Origin of the sequence: Flavobacterium plurextorum (genome assembly GCF_024638035.1) — a bacterium.
In the GTDB taxonomy this organism is placed as follows: Bacteria; Bacteroidota; Bacteroidia; order Flavobacteriales; family Flavobacteriaceae; genus Flavobacterium; species Flavobacterium plurextorum.
Window position 1 is genome coordinate 5,286,996 of record NZ_CP100442.1, and the last position, 26,903, is coordinate 5,313,898.

Annotated in this window: 23 protein-coding genes and 1 other RNA gene; 11 read left to right on the forward strand and 13 right to left on the reverse strand. The window is 32.1% G+C overall.

Translation table 11 applies throughout. The features are described from left to right. The first annotated feature begins 136 nt into the window (after window positions 1–136). Both NLG42_RS22990 and ssrA read left to right on the forward strand, forming a co-directional pair. Window positions 137–1,339 carry a serine hydrolase domain-containing protein gene (locus tag NLG42_RS22990; protein WP_257682520.1) on the forward strand — a complete coding sequence of 401 codons (1,203 nt, stop codon included), beginning with the start codon at window positions 137–139 and terminating at the stop codon, window positions 1,337–1,339. A 166-nt stretch (window positions 1,340–1,505) separates the two neighbouring features. After that, window positions 1,506–1,903: a transfer-messenger RNA gene (gene ssrA / locus NLG42_RS22995) on the forward strand. A 183-nt stretch (window positions 1,904–2,086) separates the two neighbouring features. Here ssrA and NLG42_RS23000 read toward each other — a convergent pair. Together NLG42_RS23000 and NLG42_RS23005 are read right to left on the reverse strand one after the other, a co-directional pair. Continuing rightward, complete coding sequence (locus tag NLG42_RS23000; RefSeq protein ID WP_257682521.1) at window positions 2,087–2,251, reverse strand: PTS sugar transporter subunit IIBC; 165 nt, start codon at window positions 2,249–2,251, stop codon at window positions 2,087–2,089. Beyond that, window positions 2,248–3,726 carry a recombinase family protein gene (locus tag NLG42_RS23005; protein WP_257682522.1) on the reverse strand — a complete coding sequence of 493 codons (1,479 nt, stop codon included), beginning with the start codon at window positions 3,724–3,726 and terminating at the stop codon, window positions 2,248–2,250. The genes NLG42_RS23000 and NLG42_RS23005 overlap by 4 nt, the downstream gene beginning before the upstream one ends. 283 nt (window positions 3,727–4,009) lie before the next feature. On the opposite strand from NLG42_RS23005, the gene NLG42_RS23010 reads away from it, so the two are divergent. Continuing rightward, window positions 4,010–5,119, forward strand: coding sequence for a DUF4238 domain-containing protein (locus NLG42_RS23010; protein WP_257682523.1), 1,110 nt, complete (start codon window positions 4,010–4,012; stop codon window positions 5,117–5,119). Window positions 5,120–5,304: 185 nt separating this feature from the next. Then, the gene (locus NLG42_RS23015; protein ID WP_257682524.1) at window positions 5,305–5,799 is read left to right on the forward strand and encodes a hypothetical protein; all 495 of its coding nucleotides are present in this window, start codon (window positions 5,305–5,307) and stop codon (window positions 5,797–5,799) included. 39 nt (window positions 5,800–5,838) lie between these two features. On the opposite strand, the gene NLG42_RS23020 is transcribed toward NLG42_RS23015, so the two are convergent. From NLG42_RS23020 to NLG42_RS23035, 4 genes are read right to left on the reverse strand one after another with little or no spacing between them, the layout of a single operon-like run. Then, complete coding sequence (locus tag NLG42_RS23020) at window positions 5,839–6,084, reverse strand: DUF2188 domain-containing protein (protein WP_257682525.1); 246 nt, start codon at window positions 6,082–6,084, stop codon at window positions 5,839–5,841. Between the two features lie 19 nt (window positions 6,085–6,103). After that, window positions 6,104–6,778, reverse strand: a complete 675-nt coding sequence (locus NLG42_RS23025) for a YecA family protein (RefSeq protein ID WP_257682526.1) — start codon at window positions 6,776–6,778, stop codon at window positions 6,104–6,106. Then, window positions 6,756–7,763 (reverse strand): adenylate/guanylate cyclase domain-containing protein, encoded by a 1,008-nt coding sequence (locus tag NLG42_RS23030; protein WP_257682527.1) that lies wholly within the window; start codon window positions 7,761–7,763, stop codon window positions 6,756–6,758. Before NLG42_RS23030 ends, NLG42_RS23025 begins: the two co-directional genes overlap by 23 nt. A gap of 3 nt (window positions 7,764–7,766) precedes the next feature. After that, window positions 7,767–8,267 carry a Pycsar system effector family protein gene (locus NLG42_RS23035; RefSeq protein WP_257682528.1) on the reverse strand — a complete coding sequence of 167 codons (501 nt, stop codon included), beginning with the start codon at window positions 8,265–8,267 and terminating at the stop codon, window positions 7,767–7,769. Between the two features lie 120 nt (window positions 8,268–8,387). Here NLG42_RS23035 and NLG42_RS23040 point away from each other — a divergent pair, with 120 nt between their 5' ends. From NLG42_RS23040 to NLG42_RS23050, 3 genes are read left to right on the forward strand one after another with little or no spacing between them, the layout of a single operon-like run. Beyond that, a complete protein-coding gene (locus tag NLG42_RS23040; protein WP_257682529.1) occupies window positions 8,388–9,074 on the forward strand; it encodes an RNA polymerase subunit sigma in 687 nt (228 codons plus the stop codon). Continuing rightward, window positions 9,061–9,396 carry a hypothetical protein gene (locus tag NLG42_RS23045; protein WP_257682530.1) on the forward strand — a complete coding sequence of 112 codons (336 nt, stop codon included), beginning with the start codon at window positions 9,061–9,063 and terminating at the stop codon, window positions 9,394–9,396. The genes NLG42_RS23040 and NLG42_RS23045 overlap by 14 nt, the downstream gene beginning before the upstream one ends. Continuing rightward, complete coding sequence (locus NLG42_RS23050; protein ID WP_257682531.1) at window positions 9,359–10,171, forward strand: ImmA/IrrE family metallo-endopeptidase; 813 nt, start codon at window positions 9,359–9,361, stop codon at window positions 10,169–10,171. Before NLG42_RS23045 ends, NLG42_RS23050 begins: the two co-directional genes overlap by 38 nt. A gap of 188 nt (window positions 10,172–10,359) precedes the next feature. On the opposite strand, the gene NLG42_RS23055 is transcribed toward NLG42_RS23050, so the two are convergent. The 4 genes from NLG42_RS23055 to NLG42_RS23070 all read right to left on the reverse strand — a co-directional run bounded on the left by NLG42_RS23055 (window position 10,360) and on the right by NLG42_RS23070 (window position 13,752). Then, a complete protein-coding gene (locus NLG42_RS23055) occupies window positions 10,360–11,355 on the reverse strand; it encodes a hypothetical protein (RefSeq protein WP_257682532.1) in 996 nt (331 codons plus the stop codon). Between the two features lie 137 nt (window positions 11,356–11,492). Next, the gene (locus NLG42_RS23060) at window positions 11,493–12,482 is read right to left on the reverse strand and encodes a putative phage abortive infection protein (RefSeq protein ID WP_257682533.1); all 990 of its coding nucleotides are present in this window, start codon (window positions 12,480–12,482) and stop codon (window positions 11,493–11,495) included. Window positions 12,483–12,941: 459 nt separating this feature from the next. Then, entirely contained in the window at window positions 12,942–13,475 is a 534-nt protein-coding gene (locus tag NLG42_RS23065) for a GNAT family N-acetyltransferase (protein ID WP_257682534.1), read from the reverse strand. Further along, window positions 13,459–13,752, reverse strand: a complete 294-nt coding sequence (locus NLG42_RS23070) for a type II toxin-antitoxin system TacA family antitoxin (protein ID WP_257682535.1) — start codon at window positions 13,750–13,752, stop codon at window positions 13,459–13,461. The genes NLG42_RS23065 and NLG42_RS23070 overlap by 17 nt, the downstream gene beginning before the upstream one ends. Before the next feature lie 920 nt (window positions 13,753–14,672). On the opposite strand from NLG42_RS23070, the gene NLG42_RS23075 reads away from it, so the two are divergent. Then, window positions 14,673–15,086 carry a 3-hydroxyacyl-ACP dehydratase FabZ family protein gene (locus NLG42_RS23075; protein WP_257682536.1) on the forward strand — a complete coding sequence of 138 codons (414 nt, stop codon included), beginning with the start codon at window positions 14,673–14,675 and terminating at the stop codon, window positions 15,084–15,086. Window positions 15,087–15,394: 308 nt separating this feature from the next. Here the strand turns inward: NLG42_RS23075 and NLG42_RS23080 are convergent, their stop codons facing one another. Next, entirely contained in the window at window positions 15,395–17,113 is a 1,719-nt protein-coding gene (locus NLG42_RS23080) for an amidohydrolase (RefSeq protein ID WP_199170239.1), read from the reverse strand. A gap of 648 nt (window positions 17,114–17,761) precedes the next feature. Here NLG42_RS23080 and gndA point away from each other — a divergent pair. The 3 genes from gndA to pgl are packed head-to-tail and all read left to right on the forward strand — an operon-like array spanning window position 17,762 to window position 21,428. After that, on the forward strand, window positions 17,762–19,171 hold the full coding sequence (gndA, locus tag NLG42_RS23085) for an NADP-dependent phosphogluconate dehydrogenase (protein ID WP_257682537.1): 1,410 nt from the start codon (window positions 17,762–17,764) through the stop codon (window positions 19,169–19,171). Between the two features lie 27 nt (window positions 19,172–19,198). Then, the gene (zwf, locus tag NLG42_RS23090) at window positions 19,199–20,728 is read left to right on the forward strand and encodes a glucose-6-phosphate dehydrogenase (protein ID WP_099719370.1); all 1,530 of its coding nucleotides are present in this window, start codon (window positions 19,199–19,201) and stop codon (window positions 20,726–20,728) included. Beyond that, window positions 20,712–21,428, forward strand: a complete 717-nt coding sequence (gene pgl, locus NLG42_RS23095) for a 6-phosphogluconolactonase (protein WP_089058689.1) — start codon at window positions 20,712–20,714, stop codon at window positions 21,426–21,428. Before zwf ends, pgl begins: the two co-directional genes overlap by 17 nt. A 91-nt stretch (window positions 21,429–21,519) precedes the next feature. Here pgl and NLG42_RS23100 read toward each other — a convergent pair whose 3' ends face one another. Both NLG42_RS23100 and NLG42_RS23105 read right to left on the reverse strand, forming a co-directional pair. Further along, window positions 21,520–23,595, reverse strand: coding sequence for an arylsulfatase (locus tag NLG42_RS23100; RefSeq protein WP_257682538.1), 2,076 nt, complete (start codon window positions 23,593–23,595; stop codon window positions 21,520–21,522). A 268-nt stretch (window positions 23,596–23,863) separates the two neighbouring features. After that, on the reverse strand, window positions 23,864–26,062 hold the full coding sequence (locus NLG42_RS23105; protein WP_257682539.1) for an alpha-galactosidase: 2,199 nt from the start codon (window positions 26,060–26,062) through the stop codon (window positions 23,864–23,866). Between the last annotated feature and the right edge of the window lie 841 nt (window positions 26,063–26,903).

The following is a 26,903-nucleotide window of genomic DNA, read 5'->3' on the forward strand; positions in this document are numbered from 1 at the left end:
TTTAAAAACCGTTTAAAGCTGACTAACAATCGACTACCTAAAACATTTGTTAATTTTAAGTTAAAGAAAGCCGATTCGCATTCTAAAAATCGCCAAACATAAATATTGAATTCTATATATTTGTTTTTAAAGAACGATGCAAATGATTTTCCTTAAAAAGACAAAGATACCACAAATACTTTTTTCAATACTAGTTTTAAGTTCGTGTGGTAAAGACAAAAAAACAAATACAGCTACTACCTCAACAGTCGAAGATACATTACCTAAAATGAAGCCTTTAGGACCTGAAAAGAAAATATCACAGGCCTATAAAAACTCGGTAACAGGCAGAATAAATCACTTTTATAATAAAAACTGGCCAAACAACAGCATGAACGGCAGTTTTTTAGTTGCTAGAAATGGTCAAATTATATTTGAAAAATACAACGGTTTTGCTAATAAAAATGAAGGAACCAAAATTACTGCCAATACTCCTGTACAAATTGCTTCAGTAAGTAAAGTTTTGACAGCTACGGCAGTTTTAAAATTGGTAAATGCAGGTAAAATAGAATTAGATCAAAAAGTAAATACCATTTTAAAAACGTTTCCATACGAAGACTGTACTATAAGAATGCTTTTAGATCATCGTTCTGGAATGCGCAACTATGCTTATTTCACAGACAGAGATAAATCAGTTTGGGACAGACACAACCAGTTAACCAATAAAGACATTCTAGATATTCTGGCTACAAAAGATATTGGATTAGAATCAAGAACTGGAACTCGTTTCAGCTATTGCAACACTAATTATGCTATGCTGGCACTGATTATAGAAAAAATCACAGGACTTAAATATAAAGAAGCGATGTCTGAAATGATTTTCAAACCTTTAGGTATGACAAATACTTATGTTTTTGATGATGATAAAGACAAAAAAAAGATTGTTCCATCATATAAAGGAAACGGCGTTGAAATTGGTTTTGATTATCTAGATAATGTTTACGGAGATAAAAATGTTTTTTCGACTGTACGCGATCTTTTAAAATTTGACAGAGCTAGAAACTCACCTGATTTTTTAAAACCTGCATTATTAAAACAAGTTTATACGGGATACAGCAACGAACGTAAGGGAACTAAAAATTATGGTTTAGGAATTAGAATGATTAACTGGGAAACGGGACAAAATTTCTATTTTCATAATGGCTGGTGGCATGGTAATACTTCATCGTACATTACTTTAATGAAAGAGAATGTAACGATAATTGCTTTATCTAATAAAATGAACAGAAACACCTATGCTGTTCGTAAATTAGCACCAATCTTTGGAGATTATCCTTTTAATTTTAAAGACGAAGAATAAAATAGTCTTAAAGTCGAAAGTTGAAAAGTCGAAAGTTGAAAGCCGAAAGTCTTAAAAACAGCTGACAATACTGACTTTGGACTTTCGACTTTGGGCTTTATGACTTTTTTAAAAAAATTTTAGTAGAAAGTAAATTCAAATAGCATAAATTTGCAAACTCATTTTTGGGGTCGACTGGTTTTGACAGCAAGTCGAATTGAACAGTAAGCACGTCGAGCATTGAGACCTTGCTCGTAAATATAAGATCTCACACTTTTACACGGCGAAAATAATTACGCTTTAGCTGCATAATCTGAATCATAGTAAGATTGCGCCACGTCTCTACAAGGTAGAGAAGCTGGATTCTCCTAGAAAGCCTTGGTTTGTGGCGTTCTGTCAAGGGGAACCGTAAAAATAAACCTAGATTTCCATGAGCTTCGGGTGGATTTCGAAAATTAAGAAGATAAGTGTTGGGTGGTTGTTTCTGGCCTAGCTCAACAACGAAAATCTAATCAGGAAATAAGCGTGTAGAAAGCTCTTTAGTTGCTTGTTTGGACCCGGGTTCGATTCCCGGCGACTCCACTTAAGGAGACAACTAGTTAATAGTTGTCTCTTTTTTTATAGCCATAAGTCCCCACTTATCTAGCTTTACAGCCACATATTTTAGGTTCGATTTTTTCACGAGGAATCCTTAGTCTTTTAAAACAAACAGTCTCAATGCAGTTCTATTAGAGATGTAATCGGGCAGAATAATGATTCGAAGTCCCGTTAAGGATATAGTATTTTCTTCTCTCTGGGCTTGTCGTAATTTTTTGAGACTAAATATAACAACTCCAATATAATTTTGGCTTCATTTTCGTTTACCTGAATACCGCTCTTAGAAAGAATGGCAATTGCTTTTTCTACCGAAACATTCTTTTCAATAAAGTTCATCTTTTTTCAGTTTTTCGGTTATCCTTTTTTGATAGTATTTTTAAAAATGCTTGATTCAAATTTAAAGATAGATCTCCAGTTTTATAATCAACATTAGTCGGTGGAATAAGATTTACAAGATGTCTTTTATCTGGGACCTCAAATTCAGAAAATCTTTGAAAGATCTCGACTAACGCTTTCTCTTCTATTTGACTTTTTTTATCAATAGCTTTTAATTTAATTAAAATATCACGTACTTCCTTTTTAAGATTTTTGGTATTGACTTGATTCTCTTTTTTTAATTCGTTGTAGTCATCGAGTTTTAATATTCCTGAAATAAATAATTTTCTGCCTTGAGAAAGTGTTAAACTCTCGTCATTTATTTTTCTCTCTAATACTTTCTTAGCAGATAAATAACTTGCTTTCTGTGTCTTTATATTCTGGTCTTCTAAAATATTTTTAAATAATTCAATGGTATTATTTGACAGTATCAACTGTTGAAGCTTCTTTTGATAGCAATCATTAAGAAAAATTGCATTTATCCTTGTTCTGCAGCGATTGCGACAATGGTAATATGGATATTTTTTTAATCTCCCTGCTGAAAAACTTCCGAGAAGTTTTCTATTACAAACAGGACAGGTTAAAACCCCTCCAAGAAAAAACATTGATTGTAAATCATATTTTTTAGCAGTAGTTTTTCTTTTGGTGTTAATAACAGACTGGACCTGATTAAACAAAAACTCAGATATCAATGGTTCGTGTAATCCTTTCACTAGCTGTTCTTCACCAGATTCAAGCTTGACGGGTATAAGCCCACAATAAACTGAATTATGCAAGATCCTGAAAAAGTGTGATCTTGAACATAATAATCCTTTATCTTTAGCTATTTTCATGATTTCAGATATTTTATGATTGTTTTTGGCAACCTGATGAAAAATCCATTTTATAATTTCGGCTTCAGGCTCTTTAGGAGCGATACCTTTTTTGCCGTCCATTGATGTCAAATTGATAAATCCTAATGGTGCTTTACTGGGATATCTTCCCATCAGCTTTGCTCGACGAATACCGTTCGAAGTATTTTGCGCTCTCCTCGCATTTTCTGCTTCCGGAACAGCTAAATATACAGCCAGCATAACTGTGCTTTCCGGCACTGAGAAATCAATTGGCTGGTCAATAGCTTTTGCTGTCGTTTTATATTTCCGAAGCTTTCCAATCATTTCGTAAGCGTATTCAATATTTCGACTAAATCTATCCCATTTGATAAATAAAATATTTTTATCTTCCCCTGATGATTTCTTTTTAATTTCTGAAAATAATCGGTTCCATTCCGGTCTATTGAAATTCTTTGCAGAGTAATCTTCGCGATAAATTCCTTTGATTTCGATATCATAATATTTACAATACTTCAATAATCTATCCTCCTGTTCTGGCAGGGAGTAACCTTTTCTTTTTTGTTCGTCCGTACTTACACGAACGTATAAATAGGCTGACTTCATATAACTAATATTTTTATTCCATTTGCTATTGAACATTTTAAACACATCAAATGATTGATTATAAGAAATCATTCCATACACTACTAAGTAAAACGCCATAAACAACAAAAACATATTTAATCAACTAAAAATCAACAATATATTTTCTCGCAATATTGTATTGATACATTTTAATTGATATATTTAAACAGCATAACTATATCAATTTAAACATCCATGGAGATTAAATTAAATATCACATATTAAATTAAGCCATAAAAAATGCTTTTAAACAGAATATAAAATGGTACAGAAGAAAAAGCAGATTCCGAAAATCCAGCATTTCGTTCCGCAATTTTTCCAGCGTTTCTTCTCTTATGAAAATAATGGGAAAACTATTGGCATGTTTGAGACCAATAGAAATGTTTTTAAAAGTCATATAAAAATATCCTCGCATCTAGGCAAAAAATACTTTTATGGACGTGATGGGGAGCTTGAAAATTGGCTTGCTAAGCTCGAATCAGATTCTGCACCAATTTTTAGAGAAATGTGGGAAAAAGAAAAACTGCCTATTCAACAAAGTGCCAATCATTTTAAAATGCTACACTTTCTTATTGTTTTGGATATTCGAAATCCCATACATTTTAAAATTCTAAAAAACTTTGAGCAAAAACTTCCAAATACTAAGTCTAAAATTAGTGAAGATAATGTCTCTACTGATATGATTCCTGGATTACAGGAACAACAATCCGATAAAGGAAAACTGAATTCACTAAAGTCTGCTGAATTGCTAATACCAGATCTTTTGAGCCTAAAATATAAGCTCATTAAAAATAAAACCTCAAGTCCCTTTATTATTTCGGATAATCCTCTTATCATGTACAATCAGTTTTTAGAAAAAAGAAACTGGAAATTTGGCAGCCAGAGAGACTTTGGACTAAAAGGTCTACAGATGTTCCTGCCGCTAAATGATTCGTATATGTTAGCTGTATATGATTCCGATATCTATAAACTCGGAAACAAAAAAGAGCATATAGTATCGATAGATGATAAAAAGAGTATTGACCAGCTTAACCTCCTGCAATTTCTCAATTCTGAAAATACCGTTAATTTCAATCACAGAGTTACCGAGCATTATATCATTACTCTGAAAGAAAAATCTATGAAGTATAAAAAAGCCAATGATGATTTTATTAGTGTGCATAAAATAAAAGTTCCGAAAGGTAATGATAACCTTATAGCACAAATGATAGAAATGGGTGTTTCAGATTTGAATATTAGGCTAACTCTTCAGAAATTAAATTTTATCTCAAAATCTTGTGCAGTTAAAATGAATTCGATTCAAGATCAATATAGAAAGAATGTAAAATACAAAGGATACACTTACCAAGTATATACAATTACACCGGTTTAGTAAAATTTAAAATAACCATTCCATAAAAGATTGAAATTAAATATAAACATGTATAGGTAATGTAATCCAGATATAGTTGTAGCAAACTGCATCTGTACTACAAACCTTCTCTGTTTATAAATATAAACTTAACGAATTCCTTTTTTCAGATCTAGAACCTTTAAATTCAATTTACTTTACGAAATATGACAAATCATTGGAAACAAACTGGTATTCCTCATAAAGGCTGGAACTTAATCGATGTAATTGATGTAAGGAACGACGGAGAATTAGAAGATGAGACACAATACGAAACTTGCATGATGTGTGGAAATGAAAAAATAAGGTATGTACATATTGTTGAACATTCCGAAGTTGAAGATGAATTCCGTGTCGGCTGTGTTTGTGCTGAAAATATGACCAATGATTATTACAATCCTGGAAAAAGAGAACGAGAATTAAGAAATAGGGCCAGTAGATTAAAGAACTGGCATAATAGAAAATGGAAATTAAGCTATAAAGGCAATTCCTACTTAAAAATAGAGAATCATTTACTTGTAATTTTCAAAGACAAATTTACACAAAAATTCAAAGTCATGATTGACAACACTACCGGCAGCAAATTATTTGAGAATCTTGAGAAAGCAAAACTAGCCGCTTTTAAAGGAATTGAACACTTTAAAAAAAACGGAAAATGGTAAATAAAGATGTGATTAGATACACTAATCACTTCTTTATTTTTAATAATTTTTATCCTTGCTTGATTTGGGATCGTTTCCAGGTTTAACGGTATCGCTATCCCTGATTGGCCCAGCATTTGGCCTGTGAATTCTAACCTCTCCTCCTCCTGAATTTGCTGAAAACTGCTTCGCTAATTTTTCAGCCTCTTTTTGTGTGGAGGTAATTGCCGATGCTCTTTGTCCATTTTCTTTTTGAACATTCCATCCTTCTTGTCCTTTCTTCTGTGTAACGTGATAATTTGACATAGTATATATAATTAAAAATTTATAATTGTTCTTCCTTTATTTTCTTGCTGATACTTTTTGCTAAACTCTTTAATTCAAACAAATCGACTTCCCTTCTTTTTTTGGAAAGGTCCTTAAAAATATAATAAGTACCCTGATGACATCTTTTAAGTTTCTTACCGCTTCCACAAAAACAATCATCATTTCTATATATTTTTGTAACATTAAAAACCGATAAAAATTCAATTACTTCTGTAATTTTCTCTAATTTTAAAAGTTCGCTATAATATTGAAATATCCCCAAAACTCCATGATCAAAATCTCCATTTGCCCATTTACCTTGAGAATCAAAATATATTTGATTAGCCAGGTATGGCAAAACATATATGAGAAAAAAACTTTTAATAGTTATGCCTCTTTGTGAGACTAAATTTTCTTCCTGAAGAGAACAAACACAACAAGATCCATCGTTACTTATATGCCTGTCAGCAATATGCTCAAATTTGTTTCCTGTTTCAAAAAGTCTTGGAAATTCGTGAGGATATCTTAAAGGTACAATTACTTTTATACTGAAACTATCCACATACGTATTTGCACCATCAAATATGTCTACTTCTCCTAAAAGAATTTTAACCTTGTTCTCTACCTCCAACTTCATTTTTGGAAACATTTCCAAAACCGCTTCGATATCATTATCTAGTTTTGATCTTTGCATAAGGCCTATTTTCTCCAACAGTTTCTCTCAAAGAGCTTATATTTGGAACATTTAGTATCTGAGGTTTAATAGTAATATCACCTGAAATTGAGGTAGCTACATATGGTGATGACTTAAGATATTTTATCCAGTCAAAAACATACTGAGTGTAAAAAAAACTATTATCCTGGTCGAAAAATATATAGCGTTTATCAGTTACAACAGAATAAAATTTATCATCAAACTGCGCTCTGTCTTTAACATTCTGTCCCACAATTATTTCATTGCTTCCTGCATAAGCCTGCATCTTAGCCGCTAAGCTCGTATGCAGACTGTAAGTAGCAATCTCACTTGTATCCTCTTTACCAGCAACCCCCCACAGTACCTTGTCATCATCCCCGAAATCAATTCCAATCTTTGTGTATATTCTTTCTATTCCATGTTGCTCAAATACTCTTTTTAAATCATTTTTTACAAAATAACTAAATAAGCTAAGAGCCATTAAACAATGCTGGGTCGCCTTACTTCTGTCTACATTTTTACCTCCAAAATAAACAAACAGCCCATCTCCCTGTATTCTCTGTATGAATCCACCAAAAGCCTGACAGACATTTATGGCTGCCAATTGAATTGTGTTGGTAATAATCATATTGGTTTCCTCATCATACTTTTTAAAAAGATTTGTCGAGCCTTTTATATCAATAAATGCTGAAATGATATAATGTTTTTCAGTATTGGATGTTCCTTTTAAATACGTAAAATCAGGATGATGACCAATTATTTGATTATTTCGGGCAATCGCTCCCATACTTTTTGCAATTGCTGTCAAATCAGTTGAAAGTGACAGTTCAGAACGATTTGAAATATAGTCGCTCATTGTATATTTCTCTAGAGCTACTGCCTTTGTCTGGTCCGAAAATCGAACCGACTCATTTAAATTCTTATGAATTTCGTTTCTATTAAGAGCTTTCTCAATAATGTTTTGATATTTTAAAAATGTTTCCATGTATTATATAATGTTAGTTACTAATGTTAATGCATAAATCAATAGAAGAATAAACTCAATTATTATTAATCTTCCGGCGTAAAAAAGTTTTTTATATTTTGATTGTAAACCACCCGCTAAACTGTAAGCCTGACAGGTCAGATCTTTTAAAAAATTCTTTTCTGACATACCCTTAATTCTAGTTTCATATTGATCAAAAGTGGAATTCCTGACATCCTGAAAAAAAACAACTGACTCACTTTTATCTGATGCACTTTTTAAATAAGGTGTAATGGCAATAAGCGTTATGGTAATACTTGCAACAGCAAGAAATGCTATACTGCCCAGTACGAATACTGAAAAAAAGGTAACATCTTCCGGTTTACTTGAAGCTGCCAATGTTATTATACCTCCAAGGATGGCCGTATTTAAAGCAAGATATAGATTGCTTTTCGTTTGTGTGCTTTCCATATAAACATCAAAGCGGTCAATTATAAATTTCACATGTTCTATTTTTTCTTTCATTTTATCTAAAATAATTTTAAGTTGTATTAATATTTAACTTACAAATCATATATTTGATTTGATATATGAGTCCCCCTCACTCATATACCAAATCCGTTACTAACGCTTTTAGGTATATAGATGGAAACCAAACCAAATGACACAATAGATTTTAAGGAAATATGCAGTTCAGAATTACTGGATTACATTTCTTTTAAATCCGAATATCCAAAAGAAGCCGAATTGGCTTTTGCAGAATTTTGCAGGCGTTTTGAAAAGGATCTGCTTCAGAAAGCAGAAATTTACTGTGTAAGATTTGGCTATAATGAAATCATTGCCTTGGATGTAGCGACCTGCGCTTTTGCCAGAATTTGGAAGTATCCGACATTTGATGTCGCAAAGTCAAAACATAAAAATATTGATAAAGCAATTTTATTATGGATATATCCCATTATGTATACCCAAATATTAAAATTTGAACATGCCGCAACATGTGCAGATCCAAATGAAGAAGAAGCTTTAGAAATAATTACCAATCTGGATAGTCTGGTAGATAAAATATCCGATAGTGATCAAATCGAAGATAAAAAAACCTTAAAAAAGAATTTACAAATTTTAGAAAGTGCCTTTGTAGGATTAACTGAAAAACACAAGATTATTTACCTAACCTATAAAGCATATGAACGAGTTGGAAAGAATATACCTAGAGCCGTGAGTAAGAAACTGCAGGAAACTTTAGATCTTGTTCCCGTTACAATACGGATCTACAAAAGAGACGCTAATAAACATATTGATAACTATTTAAGAGAAAATAATGCAAGAAAATAGTAACCATAATATCAATTCAGAAAATTTAGATACTTATCTGGGCTCAATGGGATTTCTTTATCCAGTCAGTGAAGTACAATTGGACATATTTAATATTCTCTATGACAACTTTGATTTTAAATTAAAAGACATTCATATTGATGTAGATTCCATTATAAATAATAAGATAACCAAAAAGTCAGTCATCCAGCTTAATGAATATGATGCATCGGAGATTAATGAGTTAAAAATGGCAGCTCGAAATGGCAATGAAAATTTATCCCAGGATATAATTGATAAAATGTATGAAAAGCACCGAAAAAAGCGAGATGATGAAAGTTAGTTCTATAATTGGAATTAAAGATTTGGCAGAAACTATAGCATTAGAATATCCAGAAATAATAACTCCTTTAGAGCATATTCTTCTCGAAGAAGATTTAGATTTATATTATGACAATTATGGAAATGCTTTTGACGGAATGACAATCTATGCCGACTCACTGTTTCATGTTCATATTAATACATTTAGGGGAAATAAGCCTGGGAGTCCAAGAGCTCGCTTCAGTATCGCCCACGAGCTCGCCCATTACTTCATTGACAATCATAGGGTCGGATTAAAAAAAGGCCTACTAAAGCCACATCCTTCTAAAAATAATGAGCTTACACACTTTAAGATTGAAAAAGAAGCAGATTATTTTGCTTCCTGTTTATTAATGCCCGAAGAAAGGTTTAAAAAATTTGTCCTAAGAAAAAAATTTGATTTTTCTGTTATTAAAAACTTATCTGAGCATTTTCATACAAGTATAACTGCCACTGCAATACGCTTTGCTGATTTAGGCAATCATCCCATTATGTTAGTTTTTGCTGAGAATGGAAAAATAAAATGGAAAAGCTGCAGTAAAGACTTTCCTTTTCAATATTTACTATACGGCAGCAAAGTTCCAGAAGATTCCGTAATGGGAGAATATTTCTATAAAGACAGGCCATCAACTGGCACGGAAGATGTCTGGGCTGTCGATTGGTTTGATTTTGTTACAGATAGAAACATTCATAGAAAATTTAAAGAACATTGCATACCACATAAAAATTTGACATTTAGTATAATTTGGGAATTATAAATTAAATATTATCTAAAAAAATTAAACTTTTAAATTTTTCAATTAATTCACTCGCATCCAGCTTAATAAAGTTCTGCTAAATCTGTAATCTTTATAAATGAAATTCAATACAAAAAAAAAATAATTTATCTTATTTCAATTAAATTTAATATTCAAATCTGTTGTAGTAGCTACTAGATACTTTACATTTATTGTATTTTCATATTTCCAAATATCTGAGGAACCAAAGTACTGTCGAATAAATCAAATAAATTTTTTCTGCTTTCTTGTGATTTAAAAGTATAACTAACCATGTTTAAATAATTTGGCTTTACATCATCTGTGAATAATTTGAGATTTATACAATCTGTATTCATTTCAAATGCTACACTATTAATATCTAATTCTATAGCCTCTTTATAGGATTTATGATCAAGACTTGGAAAGATATCTTTATACAGGACATTATATTTTGGTTTAAAATATTTAATTAAAGCACCTTCGGTAAAGTTAATTATCTCTTTTTCATTAAGTTCGTTGTTAATAAATTTACGCATAAGTAAGGATGCATTCTGAATTTCATTATCTTGCCTTTTACTTGTTCCACTTAAGCCATCAACAGAGGTATGCATTGTTCTTTCAAAACTTACTAGATTAAGCCAAACTTCTTTATCAGGATTTTTTTGACTTATTTCTGAATAAATTTTCTGAAGAGTTGAATGCTGTTTTAATCTATCGCCTGCATTTCTTTCACCATTTTTACCATATGACTGTCCAATGTACAATAACTCAGCATTCAAATAGTCTGGATGTTCTCTTAAATGCATTGTATAATAAACACTAGATTTAGCAAAAAAGACTTCTTCATCATTATTTAAAATTTTAAAACTCGAAAATGGATATTCTGACTTAATAATAGCATTAGAAAGATTTAAATCTGGAGGATGATGCAATAATACTTCTCGCTCTAAAAACTCACCCTGAATTTGTATTTTGAATGTTAAACGAATTAACTCCCCAAATTCGCATTTTTCGGGGACAATTGTAATTCGCGGCCTAGTCATAATGAAATAAATGTGACATGGAGAATCAATATCATATTCTCTTTGAATTAGTGATCCGTTTAAATCATCTTGTTGACAAAGAGTAATTTTAGACATACGCATTACAATCGAAGACTCAATGAAATTTCGATATTTTTCCATATTTTCGTGGTGTATAATAATTATGGTTTCTCTCCTTTTCTTACACGTCTGCAAGTTATGAAACCAAATATTCTCGGCTGAATGAAAATACGATAACAATAGTGTTGCTTCATTAAATTTGCAAATGGCTGAGACCGTTAGCAGTAGTTTATTTTTTTTCTTAAAGCTTTAATCTCTTCATATTCGTATTCATATAGACTTTCATACTGCACTAAATCATATATTAAGTTAGGTTCTATGTCATTCATACAGCCTAAAGGAATATTCTTTATTAAGTTGTATTTGGTAATTAATTTTTTATTTTCATTTTCTTGCAATATTTCCCATATTTCTCCTAGCCTAGATAAGGAATTTACATAAAAGAGCATTTGCTCATAAGTTGATAATTGAGCACGTAAAGTTTTAACATAAAAATATTTCTTTTTATAATTTAATTCTTTTTTGCAATCATTTATAAAATTTACAGTTTGAAAAAGATGTCTATAATAATGTCCAACTGCATATTGTATTCCTTCAGTTAAATCAATAGACTCATTATTACTAATGTTTGCAGTATCGATTTTATCTAGAACTTTAGTTATTAATTCTGAGCAATATGACATTGCACAAATTCTTTCTTTTAGTGTTTCGTTTTTAGTCAGGTTTGTTCCAAAAAATAAAATTAAATATGCAATATTACTTCGTTCAATTTCTGAGAATTGCCATTCATCTTCTTGCAGTATTACAATTTCATTTTTTAATTTATGGTGACATTCATCTACGTATTTACGTATCTCCCAAAAAGTTTCTATGGAATGTTTGAAAAATTTTCTTTTATTAGTAATTTCGTTTACATTCTCTCTATGAATTAGAAGTAATTGAATAAATCTATTTTCGATTTCTTGCTCTTTTGTGGATTTAATTTGGTAAAATAGTGTTGCAATAAGTAATACAGTTCCTAATAAAGCCAATATTGTGCCTATTAATCCTCCAATAATATCACCAAATTGTCCCCAAATCGCAGGGTCAATTTCCTTTGCATTATGCTCGCCAGTTTTATTTATAAACTGAACTAGGATAAACACAAAAAGTATTGAACAAAAAAGTATTGTGATGTAAAAATTTCCTTTAATATCTCTTTTTTTCATATATTATTAATGTCTTTTTACATTTTTATTCAGTTAGTTTAATTAGTCAACTGAACCCTACTATGCAGAATTGCTAACTTAATTATACTAGCTATAAGATGCATCTAATAATACCAAATCCAAATGAGCTTATGCCATAGATCAGCATTTCTTTCAGGCGAATATAGGAAATATCTTCATTAATTTATTTACTGTTCTAAAGATAAATTATACTATTTATTTATAAAGTGTATTTTCAAACTTAATCATAATTTTTAGATGGAGAATGGGTAGAGCAAACAAAGAAGCCGTAAATGATGTATTCATAAAAAAGTCCGAAAAAAATTTGATTTAAAAGTTAGAATGTAAAAAAATCCTAGATACTATCCTCCCGTCGTATCCCTCCAGTTTTTATGTTATGCAGTATTTAAATTTAGATAAATTTAAAAGGCAACCTATAGGTTGCCTTTTAAACTAAACTTACTTTTCAGTATCTTCTGATTCTTCATCAGGAATTAAACTTTTGATTGTTTCAATTGGCAGAAACATTTTCCCAGTGCTTGGTATCAATATAAAACCATAGCAATTATAGAAATCAATTGCATCTTGGTCTAATGGGTCAACTACTACTGCTCGAATTGCCAAGGTCTTTGAATGTACCACACATTTTTTTAATGCATCAAATAAAAGAATTTCTCCTAATCCTTTTCCCTGTTCCCTCTTATCCATAGCTATCCTGCCAAGTAAGGCTATAGGTATGCTATATGTTTTAGGCACTCTTTTAGTTAACTCAGCAGGAAAATCATCTAATGGAATTGAACCGCTTGACAGCGTATAATATCCAAGTACCTTAGTTGAATCTGCATCTTTGTCTGTTAATACATGACAGACGGATAATAATTTTTGGGCATCCTGCCCCGCTTGCTTGTGAAAATAATCATCTAATAATTCTTTGCCACATTTAAACTCTTTCCTCTTGTGCTCCTTTGAAAGGATTTCAATCTTTAAATTCATTGTTACTGATAAATTTAGTATGGTTCGCTTGAGCCCTCTTAAGTTTATCATTAGCCTTCGGTGGATTTATAATCGCATCTATAAATATCTTTTTGTCCTCTATGGTCTTTAAAACGGTTTCATTGTCTTTAATGATCTTGTTTGCTTCTGCGTTTACACAATAGATTACAAATTCTGATAGATTTTTAAATCCTCTCAGGACTGATGCGTGCTTAATCAACTCCTTATGTTCTTTACTGATACGAACATCGATTCGGTCGTTAATGGTTACCGACATAATCATTCATGTTAAATATGGTTCTACAATTTTGCTATTTTCTTGGTTTAATTTGATTTGGATATTTAATAGTATCTGTTTCTTTATTATTCTTTTTAGAGTTAATTATTCTTTTAATGATAAGTTTTAAATTTGTCTAATGATGCTGTCTTTATTTCTCTTATGAATTTATAGTAATTTATTTTATACTACTTCTTTGTTATTTCCTGAGTTGATATTATTGACATTCATTAAACTTGTTTCCGAACCTCTTTAGTCCTTTAAAGAGTTAGAGTTCGTATCAGTTCTGCAAATGTACGCTTTTTATACGTACAATGCAAGTGCTGCAATTATTATTTATTTTTCATCCATTACTCTTCATGCTTTTTGCATCTATTCTATTGTTTGTTGTTATTATGTTTATTGTGTAATTTTTAATGCTATAAAAAAGTACAATAAGTTCAATTTAACTCTTAACTTCAGCTAAAAAAAATCGATAAGCAAGCTTTTAACTTAAGTAGTAACTATAATTACTAAGGTGTTCAACTGTCGAACACCTTGCGCTATTCTTATAGAATAACTTTTAATAAAAAAAGGTGAGTTTTACCAAAAAAATATTCAAAATATAAAAATGAGTATAAATTCTAACACAAGATCATTTTCTAAAAATCCCTTTAAAAATAAGGTTTCAGGGCTTTTTTGTAAGCTTATCTATAAACATTAATATGGGAATTAGGTGTTCAATTGAGATCCCCTTAATTCCACAAAAAAGCCTGTAAACTTTATGTTTACAGGCTTTTTGTTTTTTAGTTGACAATTTTATTATGTTTTATTGAAAATAACTTTCCCTTAAAATCAAAGACTTTTAAGCGTTTTTGTTTTACAATAAATTTAAGATAAAGCCCAAAATAAATTAATAAATTGCAAAAAATTAAAAAATCATGTTACAAGAAGTTGAAAATCTAATTCCGCATAGAACTCCATTTTTATTTGTAGATAAAATAACATCATTTTCAAAGGAAACAATTATTGGTTTTAAAACATTTGACGAAAGAGATACTTGGTTAAAAGGAAGTGTTCCTCAATCTGATTATATTCCGGGCACAATTTTAATTGAATCAATGGCTCAATGCGGAGGTGCAGGAGTTAAACTTTTAGGAATTACAGATGGAATTTTTGGTCTTGTCAGTATTGAAGATGCTGAATTCTATTCAACTGCAAGGTTTACTGATGAAATAAAATTCGAGATACAGAATATTCGTTTAAGCGAAAAGATAATTAAACAATCAGGAATTGCTTATGTAGAAGATAAAATGATAATAAAAGCGACTTGGATGTGTGTCAAAATACAATAGTGTAATTAATAAAATGCACACTGAATAACACATTTAAGGAATACTTTGCAGACCTGGGTTCGATTCCAGAGACTCAACAAAAAAGCCTGTAAACTCTTTGTTTACAGGCTTTTTATTTTTTAGTTGATTTTTTAATCATTGATAAAAAACTTTGTCACCCTTAAATATATATTAAACCTCAGCTATTTGCTTAACTTTAAACTATAAATCTTACCTTATTATAAATTAATGCATTCTTACTTATCTTAAAGTGAACACATAAAAAAAATTAAATTACATTTTAACTTATGCCATTTTCAAGATAACATCTATTTACTTTTAAATATTGACTTACCATTTTTAATAGTTTCGAGCACTTTAATATCTTTAATTTCCATGTGATCTACTTTTAAAGGATTTTTATCCAGAATTACTAAATCGGCAAATTTACCAGCTTTCAAACTACCTTTTCTGTCTGTCTCATCGTATTGTGAGGCAACATTAATAGTCATTGCCTGCAGACCTTCATACGGAGTAACCCTTTGATCTGCTCCAACAGTCGCTCCTCCTCTAGAGATTCTGTTTACCGCTGACCATAAAACCATCATTTGATCAAGGGGCGCAACGACAAAATCAGTATGATTAGTAGGCTTTAATCCTGCATCAATAGCATCTCTCATCGGGCTTATATATTGTGATTGCTTAAATCCGCGATTTTTCAAGTGAGCTTCATAAAAATAATACGTATGTAAAGTGTAGAATGAGGGACGTATTTTATATTTAGCAAATTTTTGTATCTGATCTTTGCGAATAAATTGCGAATGTATAGATGTTACGTTCCATAGTTTAGAATAATCTCCCTCTCTTGCATATTCATATGCAGTTAGAAAGCCGTCTATTGCAGCATCACCGTTACAATGCAGGATCAAAGGAACTTTTAAATCATAAACCTTTTTTACCATTTGATTTACTTGTTCCTGCGGAAAAGTAAGTTCTCCTTTCCAATCTTTTTCTCCGCTGGGTCCCCCTAAAAGATAAGGCGTAGAAAAATACGCTGTCCTTCCCTGTGGTGATCCATCTATAGTAATTTTCACTCCTCCAATTTTAAATCCTTTATTATACTTTCCCCATTCTGATAAAGGAATTGCTTCAAGTACTTTATCAACATCAGTAATAAAAGGATAAGCAACTATGTCAATAATATTAGCATCGACGTTAGCAACCCTATTCATCGTCTCAATTTGTGAAAAGTGTGATAATCCTTCATGAGCTGTTGTTATTCCAGCCTCTGCATACAACATTTGTCCAGCTTTAGACCAATCAATTTCCTGTTGAGTAGTCATTTTTTCTGACTGTTCCGCTATCGGCAGGTATGCTGTTTCCATAATTAGCCCAAAAGGTTCATTTGTTCCTGGTTTACGAACAATAATTCCTCCCTGCGGTGTTTTAGTTTCAGCATTTATGCCGTATTTTTTTAAAGCTAAACTATTTAGTACCGTTCCATGCATTGATACATGGTCAACACGCACAGGATTATCGGGAAAAGCTTTATCCAAATCATCTCTGTTTAATAACCTCCCATTTGGCATTACAGTATCATCATATCCGTAACCAACTACCAATTCTCCTTTTTTTATATTATGTTTCTCAACAAATGTTCTCAGTGCTGTAATAATACTTTCAACATCTTTTCCTACACCTGAAGGTGGTGCATATAGCTGGCATTGATTAGCAACTGAAAGCGAATTTATATAATGGCTGTGCGGATCTAAAAATCCTGGAAGCATAGTACTGCCTTTTAAATCAATCAAACTTGAATTTTCTCCTGCTGAATTAATAGCTTCATCTTTATCTCCAACATATAAAATTTTTCCGTCTTTCACGACTAAAGCCTCTACATAATTTTCCTTATCTCCATCCATGGTAAGAATATCGCCTCCATAATAAATTGTAGCCGTTTCATTGGCTGCCATATTCTTAGATTCTTTATTACAACTTGAAATGATTATCAAAATGCACATCAATAAAAAAATAGTACTTCTTTTCATGGTTTTAACTTTTTTGATTAGATACGACTATACTTCAGCTAACTTAAAAACTAACAAGCCTATTAATAGATTAATAGTCAGAAGAATAAATATAAAAAAATAAATTGTATTTCAATAAACTAAACACCATTTAAAGTAATATAAAAACTACACATTCATCGGATCATTACTATCAGTTTATCTATTTATAAGGTAAATGAAGCTTATTTACTAAAAAAAAAAAATGACGCAGTAACATTAAGGAAAATTTTGCGCATCTGAGTTAATCAATTTTAAACCTCATTCATTAATAAAAACTTTACTCCTAACTTCAGCATTATTGCAATTATTACCTTTTAGTTGACAGCATGCAATTTCTATTCAAAAAACATTATGAAAACAGCACTAAATCTACCTAAATCAATCTAAAATCCTAAAACAAGTGTGTTTTTCATACTTAAAAAAGTAACACTACACAACCTTAAAGAGAACCGCCAATTCTATATTGTTTCACCATTTTTCTCTAACTTAGCACGGTAAATCTTAAAACGTAAGATTCAAACAAATTTTGTTTTTCTGCAAAGAACTGAATGAAAAAACGTTACTGTATTTTCTCTTACATTTTTTTCAAAAAAACATTCTTCTAATAATTTTAGTTAATTGAAAACTATGAGCAAATTTGATTTTGGAATTGTAGGTCTAGGCGTAATGGGTCGTAACCTGCTTTTAAATATTGCCAGCCATAACTTTGCGGCTGCAGGTTTAGATTTAGATACTGAAAAAGTTAATTCTCTTCAACAAGAAGCAGGTCCAAACGACACTATTGAAGCAACAACTGATGTTAAGCATTTTGTATCGCTTATTAAACAGCCAAGAGCTATTATGTTATTGGTTCCTGCAGGAAAACCAGTTGACAGCGCAATCGCAAGTTTATTACCTCATTTAGATAAGGGAGATATTATTATTGATGGCGGAAATACTTATTTTACAGATACTGACAGAAGATTTTTAGAATTATCTTCTAAAGGAATTCACTTTTTTGGAATGGGAATTTCCGGCGGTGAAAAAGGAGCAAGATTTGGTCCTGCAATGATGCCTGGAGGAGATCAAAAAGCGTACGAAAGACTTCGCCCAATTTTTGAAGCTATTGCTGCAAAAGTAGATGGTGAACCTTGTGTAGAATATTTAGGAAACGGATCTGCTGGAAACTATGTGAAAATGGTTCACAATGGAATCGAATACGGAATCATGCAATTGATTTCTGAAATTTATGACCTAATGAAAAGAGGTTATAATTTGGATGAAAATACGATTCAGAAAACATTTGAAGAATGGAATGAAACGTATGACCTTAAATCGTATTTGATCGAAATTACAGGCAAAATCCTGAAACAGAAAGACGAAGACGGAAGTCCGCTGATCAATAAAATTTCAGATTGGGCAAAATCTAAGGGAACAGGAAAGTGGACTTCGCAAAATGCGATGGATTTACAAGTTCCAGTTCCAACTATCGACGCTGCTGTTGTAATGCGCGATATGTCTAAAACTAAACCAGAAAGAATTGAAGCTGCAACTAAATTAGTTTGGAATACAAATCAAACTGATGTGAACACAAGCGAAGCAATTGATGCATTAAAATCAGCATTGTACTTTTCGATTGTCGTAACGTATGCACAAGGATTAGCACAGCTTCATACTGCTTCTAAAGAATACAATTATGGATTAAATCTAGAAACTGTTGCCAAAATATGGCGCGGAGGCTGTATTATTCGTGCCGCTATTTTAGAGGATTTCAGAAAAGCATTTGTTACAAAAGCAGATTTACCAAACTTACTTTTAGATTCTGGAATCGCTTCAAAATTAACGGATAACCAAGCTGGAATGAGAAATGTAATTCAATTTGCTGTGCAAAAAGGAATACCTGCGGCAGGACTTATGAATTCATTAGCTTACTTTGACGCTTACAGATCTGAAAATCTGCCAACGAATTTAATTCAGGCGCAGCGTGATTATTTTGGAGCACATACTTACGAACGTATTGACAAAACTGGTGTTTTCCACACACAATGGTCTGAATAAAGAACTTTAAACAACACAACACACAAAATGGGTAAGTTCAAAAATATAAATCCAACTATCATTGTAATTTTTGGTGGAACTGGAGATCTGGCAAAGAGAAAGCTCTTTCCCGCTTTTCAAAATCTGTATCTTGATGGCCGTATGTCAAAAAAGTTTCAGATTATTGCTCTTGGAAGAGCAGAAAAAAGCGACGAAGAATTTCGCAGCTATGTCTTAGAAAACCTAAATACATTCTCGAGAAAAAAAGGTCTTTCGGACCCAGAAACTCAAAAATTTCTTTCTCATATTACCTATCATAGTCTTGATATCGACAAAGAAGAATCTTATATAGGATTAAATGAGAAAATAAATACTATTGATCAGTCTTTTGGAGAACGAGCTAATCGTCTTTTTTATCTTTCGATTACGCCGTCTTTCATTTCAACTATTTCTAATAATATCAAGAAAATTGGTCTTGCTGCAAATCCTAAGCAAGATCGTATTATAATCGAAAAACCTTTTGGTTACGATAAAACTTCTGCAATTGCACTTAATGAAATGCTTTCGCAGACATTCAAAGAGGAACAGATTTATAGAATTGACCATTATTTAGGTAAAGAAACTGTTCAGAACATCTTAGCTTTCCGATTTGGAAATTCGATGTTTGAGCCTTTATGGAGCCGAAATTTCATTGATTTTGTTCAGATTACCGTAGCCGAAGAAGTTGGTGTAGAAGAACGCGGTGGATTTTATGAAGGTGTTGGTGCTTTAAAAGATATGATTCAGAATCACCTTCTTCAAATTTTATGTATGACTGCTATGGAAGCTCCGGCTTCTCTTGAAGCAGATGATATTCGAAACCGTAAAGCTGATGTTTTAAAATCTATTCGACGTATCAAACCAGATGAAGTCGATCATTATATTGTAAGAGGTCAATATGACGCAGGAACTATAAAAGGAAAACCGGTTCCCGGATATCGTCAAGACAAAGGAATTGCTCCAGATTCTAATACAGAAACCTATGTTGCAATGAAAATTTATCTCGACAACTGGAGATGGCAGGGAATTCCGTTTTATCTGCGCACAGGTAAACGAATGGAAGAAAAACAATCTTCTATTATTATACAGTTTAAACCCGTTCCACATTCTGCATTTTCTTATGGAAAAGAAGGTATGACACCAAATAGATTGATTATCAACATTCAGCCGGAAATGGATATTAAACTGCAGTTTATGACTAAAAAACCGGGCTTGTCTCTTTCTTTAAGACCGGCAGAAATGGTATTCGATTATTTTGCCTGCTCTACAATGTCACCTGAAGCTTATGAAACATTAATTGCCGATGCTTTGGCAGGAGATCCTACTCTATTTATGCGTTGGGATCAGGTAGAACAAGCTTGGGATGCAATTGATACCATTCAACAAGTATGGAAAACTACAGCGCCTGATAATTTCCCTAATTATAAAGCAGGAAGCTGGGGACCTGAAGAGGCTGATGAATTATTGGCACGCCAAGGACACAAATGGATCCCAAATAAACAAACAAAAGAAGAAGTTTTAGATGATACAGATTTATAATAATACTGAAGAAATTAATATCGCAGCTGCAGACCTTTTTATTGCAGCGGCACAAAAAGCAATTGCTGAAAAAGACAAATTTACAGTAGTTCTTACAGGAGGTTCTTCTCCTGCAGGAGTTTACAAATTACTAGCTTCTGACGATTACAAAAACAAAATAGACTGGAGTAAGGTTTTTATATTTTGGGGAGATGAACGCTGGGTTCCGCTTAATGATGATTTAAGTAATGCTAAAATGTCTTATGCAGCATTACTAAGCCACGTTCCAATTCCTGCAGAAAATATTTTCGAAATGTATAAAGACAATGTTACACCAGAAGATTATGCTGCTGCTTATGAGCAATCTATTAGAACTGTTTTAGGCGATGAAGGAAAGTTTGATCTTATTTTATTAGGAATGGGTGATGATGGTCATACAGCTTCTCTTTTCCCTGGGCAAGCAGTATTAGAAGAGCAAAATAAATGGGTTGATGCCTATTATCTTGAACCTCAAAAAATGTTCCGAATTACACTTACTGCTCCGCTTATAAACAAAGCTGAAAAAATTATTGTAATTGCTTTTGGAGAGAAAAAAGCACCTGCTTTAAAAGAAGTAACAACTGGCGAATACAACCCAAAAACTTATCCGATGCAGTTAATTAAACCTGTTTCTGGAGAATTATTATTTCTTGTAGATAAAAGCGCTGCTGGAACGAATTAAGAAATTGTTTTTAAAACCAATACAAAAAAGTTTATGCTTTAGGCATAAACTTTTTTGTATTTAATATAGATGCAATCCATTAAAGAGTTTGTTACTTTGCTGAATAGAATGACTCTTTATCTCCCAAAACTTTCCAGTCACTTGCTTCTTTTCCTTTCCATTTTATACTTATAGTCTCATTAGTATTACTTTGTTTCAGCACATAAATTGAAACAGGATGATAACCTTCTTTTAGATTTACCTCCTGAATCAGCTCTTTATTCGATTGATAACCAAAATCAGCATCAAACAAACTTGCATTATGTAAACGCATATAAGCTTTTCCAGATGTTTTTAATGAAAAACTGTATTTTCCGTCGGCAGGAACTTTTATATATCCTTTGTAAAGGATCATTCCGGTTTTAGTTGTTTCTGCTTTGCCATTTAAAGAAGTACTTATTTGGCTGGATTGTGCTTTTAGTCCTTTGTCTGAAACTACCCAAGGAAAATCCCCTGAAAAAAATTCTTGTTTGAATCCAGATAAAAGTTTTCCCGAAATTTTAGCGGCAGGAATTAAAGCATCATCATAAGGACGAGGTGCTTCTGCATCTGCATGACGCGTTTGTAAAACGGAAGCCTTCATTTGCAATTGCATATTTTCGAATTCAGGTTTAACTGCTAAATTATTTGTCTCTTTTGGATCATTTACAACATCGTAAATTTCAAAATTATCTTCGGCTGATTTAATATCATAACGAACTCCTGAGAAATTCCCCATTCGTATCATTTGCATTTGTCCGCGTTTTCGGTTTTTGTGTGTCGAATTATCATTTTTAAAATCCGGTGTTTTACCATTTTCAAAGTATTCTACATATATTAAACTCTGCTCCTGTTTTCCTTTTCCAGTTAATGAAGGCAGCAGCGAAACACCATCGGTTCTAGCAGGAGGAATAACTCCGGCTGCCTGCGCAAACGTAGCCATCCAATCTGATAACATTGACGGAGTTGTAACCACTTTTCCTGCTTGAATATGTTTAGGCCAATTTGCCAAAACAGGCATACGAACACCACCTTCCCAACAATCTCTTTTAATACCATCAAAAGGACCATTACTAGAGAAAAATGTTGGTACGAATCCAACAAATTGTGATGGCAAATAAGACTCAATAGATGCACCATTATCTGATGTAAAAACTACCAGTGTATTTTCGTCTATTTTTAAATCTTTTAATAATTGAAGTATATCGCCCACTCCATCATCAATTCGGCGATTGGCAGTTGCATATCTTTTAAAAGTATCCGGCCACGGCACCTCTTTTGTCACTGCATTATTATCATCATCATAAACCGCATTTGCATAATCACTGTGCGTATAAGAATCAGGAATACCAGAAGCTGTGTTAATCATATGTCCCGATTTTCCTGTCCATTGCAAACCTCCATTTAATCCTTTTCCGCTTGGATATTCTTGTGTAGGCAGCTCTAAAACTGCATGAGGAGCATCATACGCTAAATACATAAAAAAAGGTTTCGAAGCATCCTTACTTTTCGTATGCTCTATGATTCTTTTTTTTGCCACTGCCGTCCATAAATCAGTTGTATAACATTTTGCTAAACCTTCGGCCACATTATTATAGTCGTCATAAACTTCTCTTTTGCCACGATACAAACCCTCAACTGGATAATGTTCATGTCCGTCAACGTGTCTCATATAACCAAAATACGAATCGAAACCACGTTTTAAAGGATGTGCAGGCCAATTTGGTCCCGTTTCTTCAACTCCTTGTAATCCCCATTTTCCTATAGCCATAGTTTGGTAGCCGGCTTGTTTTAAAACTGTTGCCAGCGTATGATTGTCTTCTAATGCTTTGTCGAATTGATTGTCTCTAATTTGAGCATTTCCTTGATTTACACCTGTCAGCAAAGAACTTCTAGAAGGTGCGCAAACTGGAGCATTACAATATTGTTGTGTAAATATGGCACCAGAAGCGGCCATCTGATCTAAATAAGGAGTAATTTGATACGGTTTTGACGGATCATTGCTTTTCATTCGCTGATTTTGAAAAAATACACCTATATCACCATAGCCCATATCGTCAACTAAAATATAAATGATGTTGGGCTTTTTCTGCGCAAAGAGGGAACAGCTTGCAAAACATAAAATGATTAATGCTTTTATTTTATTCATATTTCAAAATTTTATTTTTTTACTTAAAAACTTCAGCTCTAAATTTTTAATCCACAAATCCATAATTATCTTATGAAAAAATTTATAAAACAAAATACAGTGTTTTAAGCATGAAAAACAAAAAATACCTACCAGAAAAATCGGTTTGTTTCACTTAAATCTATTTATAAAACATTAGATCGTAATGATTGCCAAACAAAAAAGCAGCTCTTTACGGAGCTGCTTTTTAATCTTTTTATAATTATCAATAACTTATACTTTATTGCGTTTATATTTGAGTAATCTCTAGAACTACACTCGTTTCTACTTTTGATGAAGAAACTCTTAATCCTACATTCATTAAATAATCTCCAGTATACGATTCTCCTGATTCTTCAAGAGTTTTCTTTGCTTCCGGCATTAAATTAATTTCCTCAACTTTATAACTTTTGTTTGGATCTAATCCTTGAAGACGAACTAAATTATACTGGGGATCGTAAAGCGGATACAAGGTATAAGAAAACAAAACTGCTTTACTTTTTGCATTATCAACATACATTAAAACTGCACGGCTTTCATCATACGGCGATACAATTCGGTACATGTCACCATGCCAGATTACAGGACTCAATCGCTTATAATTTGCAACTGCATCTTGACAGTATTTCAATTCATTTGGTTTCAGTTCTTTTACATTAATATCAAAACCTAACTTGCCCATCATAGCTACATCGGTTTTAAATTTGATCGACTGATTTCCCCACGATGTTACGTGATTACAAATTGAAAAGGCTGGAAAAAACTGCGAATAACCCCATTGAATAAATACTCTATTAAATGGATCTGTATTATCACTTGCCCAAAACTCAGTAAAATATTTCAGAAGCGCATAATCTGTTCTTCCTCCGCCGCCAGCGCAAAGCATCATTGGCAGATTTGGATATTTTGTTTTAATCCTGTCTAAAACTTTATAAAGTCCATTGGTATATTCAATAAACAAATGTGACTGCTGATTTTTTAAATACGCAGAATATGCATTGGTCATCATTCGATTGCAATCCCATTTAAAAAATGCTACACCAGAATTTGTCTGCATAACATCGTCTACTGTTTTAAAAACAAAATCCTGTACTTTCGGGTTGCTTAGATCTAAAACCAGCTGACTGCGATAATAACTTTCGGGTCTATTTGGAAGCTTTAAAACCCAATCCGGATGCTTCTCGTATAATTCACTTTTAGGATTAACCATTTCGGGTTCAATCCAAATACCAAACTTTACTCCTGTTTTCTCTGCTTCTTGAATTAAGAAACCAATACCATTTGGCAATTTAGTTTTAGTAGCCTGCCAGTCTCCTAACCCTGATTTATCGCCGCTTCGCGGATATTTATTTCCAAACCAGCCATCATCCAATAAAAACATATCGACACCAAGCGTTTTGGTATCAGCAAACATATCTGTTAATTTTTTTTCATCAAAATTAAAAAAGGTTGTTTCCCAATTGTTCAATAAAGTCAATCGAGGTTTTTCACCATCTTTTATACCATATTTCCCTGCCCATTTGTGCAGGTTTCGACTCGCTTGTCCTTTACCTTTATTCGAAAAAGTATAGATAAATGACGGAGTTGTAAATACTTTTCCTGGTTCAAGACTGTATTCTGACGCAAACGGATTAATTCCTGAACTTATTCTAAGTGAGTTTTTATTATCTAATTCAAAAGCAAGTTTAAAATTCCCAGACCAAGCAATCGTTCCTGCCACAATTTCTCCTGAGTTTTCTTCTGCTTTCGAATTAAGAGACAAGAAAAAAACAGGTGTTTGATACATATTAGTGCGAACTCCCAATTTTGAATCGATAACTTTTGTGCCGCTAGTTAATTCCGTTTCCAGCATTCGTGCCTCTTTGGCCCAGTCACCGTGAAATTGAGTTAACCAATAACGATCAGCATCAAAATGAAGCATTGAAGAGGCATAATTGTATAACATTATTGGTTTCTTTTCGTGATGCACAATTTCCGTCCATTGTTCAACAATATTCTCATTATAAAAAGCCTTATAATGCAGCGTCACTTCTACTGGATATACTTGATCTTTTAATTTTATAATGGTTTCTGTTGTATTGTCATCTATTTTATCGACACGATGGCTCACATAAGTTAACTCTAAAGATGCATTTCCGTCGTTATGAGTTACGCGTATAGCAGATTCGAACAAATTATCAGTTCCATAAGTTGGGTACGCCAAATGCCTCAAATTATTCAATGGATTTCCGTCATTTATTACAAATGATTTTGTGTTTTCTTTTGAAAGTGCATCATATCCAGAATTTCCGTTAAGCTTTGCTCCTAAGTAAGTTTGATACAGTAAGCCATTTTTTCCTGCTTTTAAAATCAAAGCCGAATTTTGTGTTTCAATCTGTATTTGTTTCTCTTGTGCGCCAGCTTTATAAACTAAAGCAGTAAGCACTAATAAAAAGATTATTTTTTTCATAAAAGGTAGTTGGTAGTTATAAGTAGTTATTATTATAAGAATTGAAATCTCATTTTGGTTTTATGCTTGTAAAGTGTAATCTAAGCAACAACTGCATCCTATTTTATAATTGAATCAACAGGTATTAACTTGAGTTCTTGCATTATATAATTCACAATAAACTATATTGTTTTTTCTGTTTCTATTATTTATTTGTGAAAAATGAAATTCAAAAATATTACAATCACATTCACAAACATACTAGTACCTACCAGTTTCTTTTTAATAAATGCTGCACTCTGAAAAATAATCTTGGTTTGAAATAATTTAAGAATGCTAAAAAATCATCATTTTACTGAAAACTCGATCGATAATAAGGATTTTAAAAAAGCAGTTTGAACGATCTCACTCAAGATGTAAGAAGCCAGAAAAAAAACCTACCAGTAAATTGAGTTTTTTTTACTCGTTTTAAATAACAGAAAAACAAATAGAGGTTAACAAACTGATAATGCATAAGTTTCAACCGTTTTAAGTCTAAAAAAACAAATTTTAAAGTGAACTGACACAATTTAAAACAAGCTTATTCTTACACCAATTTAACTTTTTGATACTGGTATGGTTCAAAAATTAGAAAAATTGGAAACAATCGTAAAACTTAGCAAATTTTTTTTTTGATACTATATTATCCATTTTTTCAAAAAACGAGCTGCTGTTTTTTACTCCATTCTAAAGAGACAAAAATTAGTGTTTCCGCTTTTAGATTAGCTGTGAAATATTTTCACCTATAAAAATAATCAGCAAATTCCGTCATTCTAGCTCCTTTCCTGTTTTATGACTTATATTCATATATTATCCACTTTTT

What these genes read in the sequence shown, in the direction of transcription:
- NLG42_RS23105 (WP_257682539.1), bottom strand. Translation starts at nt 26,062, where the DNA reads ATGAAAAAAATAATCTTTTTATTAGTGCTTACTGCTTTAGTTTATAAA.
- NLG42_RS23030 (WP_257682527.1), bottom strand. Translation starts at nt 7,763, where the DNA reads ATGGAAACATTTTTAAAATATCAAAACATTATTGAGAAAGCTCTTAAT.
- NLG42_RS23100 (WP_257682538.1), bottom strand. Translation starts at nt 23,595, where the DNA reads ATGAATAAAATAAAAGCATTAATCATTTTATGTTTTGCAAGCTGTTCC.
- NLG42_RS23010 (WP_257682523.1), top strand. Translation starts at nt 4,010, where the DNA reads ATGGTACAGAAGAAAAAGCAGATTCCGAAAATCCAGCATTTCGTTCCG.
- NLG42_RS23050 (WP_257682531.1), top strand. Translation starts at nt 9,359, where the DNA reads ATGAAAAGCACCGAAAAAAGCGAGATGATGAAAGTTAGTTCTATAATT.
- NLG42_RS23070 (WP_257682535.1), bottom strand. Translation starts at nt 13,752, where the DNA reads ATGTCGGTAACCATTAACGACCGAATCGATGTTCGTATCAGTAAAGAA.
- NLG42_RS23035 (WP_257682528.1), bottom strand. Translation starts at nt 8,267, where the DNA reads ATGAAAGAAAAAATAGAACATGTGAAATTTATAATTGACCGCTTTGAT.
- NLG42_RS23000 (WP_257682521.1), bottom strand. Translation starts at nt 2,251, where the DNA reads ATGAACTTTATTGAAAAGAATGTTTCGGTAGAAAAAGCAATTGCCATT.
- NLG42_RS22990 (WP_257682520.1), top strand. Translation starts at nt 137, where the DNA reads ATGCAAATGATTTTCCTTAAAAAGACAAAGATACCACAAATACTTTTT.
- NLG42_RS23015 (WP_257682524.1), top strand. Translation starts at nt 5,305, where the DNA reads ATGACAAATCATTGGAAACAAACTGGTATTCCTCATAAAGGCTGGAAC.
- NLG42_RS23025 (WP_257682526.1), bottom strand. Translation starts at nt 6,778, where the DNA reads ATGCAAAGATCAAAACTAGATAATGATATCGAAGCGGTTTTGGAAATG.
- NLG42_RS23020 (WP_257682525.1), bottom strand. Translation starts at nt 6,084, where the DNA reads ATGTCAAATTATCACGTTACACAGAAGAAAGGACAAGAAGGATGGAAT.
- NLG42_RS23005 (WP_257682522.1), bottom strand. Translation starts at nt 3,726, where the DNA reads ATGAAGTCAGCCTATTTATACGTTCGTGTAAGTACGGACGAACAAAAA.
- NLG42_RS23080 (WP_199170239.1), bottom strand. Translation starts at nt 17,113, where the DNA reads ATGAAAAGAAGTACTATTTTTTTATTGATGTGCATTTTGATAATCATT.
- NLG42_RS23075 (WP_257682536.1), top strand. Translation starts at nt 14,673, where the DNA reads ATGTTACAAGAAGTTGAAAATCTAATTCCGCATAGAACTCCATTTTTA.
- pgl (WP_089058689.1), top strand. Translation starts at nt 20,712, where the DNA reads ATGATACAGATTTATAATAATACTGAAGAAATTAATATCGCAGCTGCA.
- zwf (WP_099719370.1), top strand. Translation starts at nt 19,199, where the DNA reads ATGGGTAAGTTCAAAAATATAAATCCAACTATCATTGTAATTTTTGGT.
- gndA (WP_257682537.1), top strand. Translation starts at nt 17,762, where the DNA reads ATGAGCAAATTTGATTTTGGAATTGTAGGTCTAGGCGTAATGGGTCGT.
- NLG42_RS23065 (WP_257682534.1), bottom strand. Translation starts at nt 13,475, where the DNA reads ATGAATTTAAAGATTGAAATCCTTTCAAAGGAGCACAAGAGGAAAGAG.
- NLG42_RS23055 (WP_257682532.1), bottom strand. Translation starts at nt 11,355, where the DNA reads ATGGAAAAATATCGAAATTTCATTGAGTCTTCGATTGTAATGCGTATG.
- NLG42_RS23045 (WP_257682530.1), top strand. Translation starts at nt 9,061, where the DNA reads ATGCAAGAAAATAGTAACCATAATATCAATTCAGAAAATTTAGATACT.
- NLG42_RS23060 (WP_257682533.1), bottom strand. Translation starts at nt 12,482, where the DNA reads ATGAAAAAAAGAGATATTAAAGGAAATTTTTACATCACAATACTTTTT.
- NLG42_RS23040 (WP_257682529.1), top strand. Translation starts at nt 8,388, where the DNA reads ATGGAAACCAAACCAAATGACACAATAGATTTTAAGGAAATATGCAGT.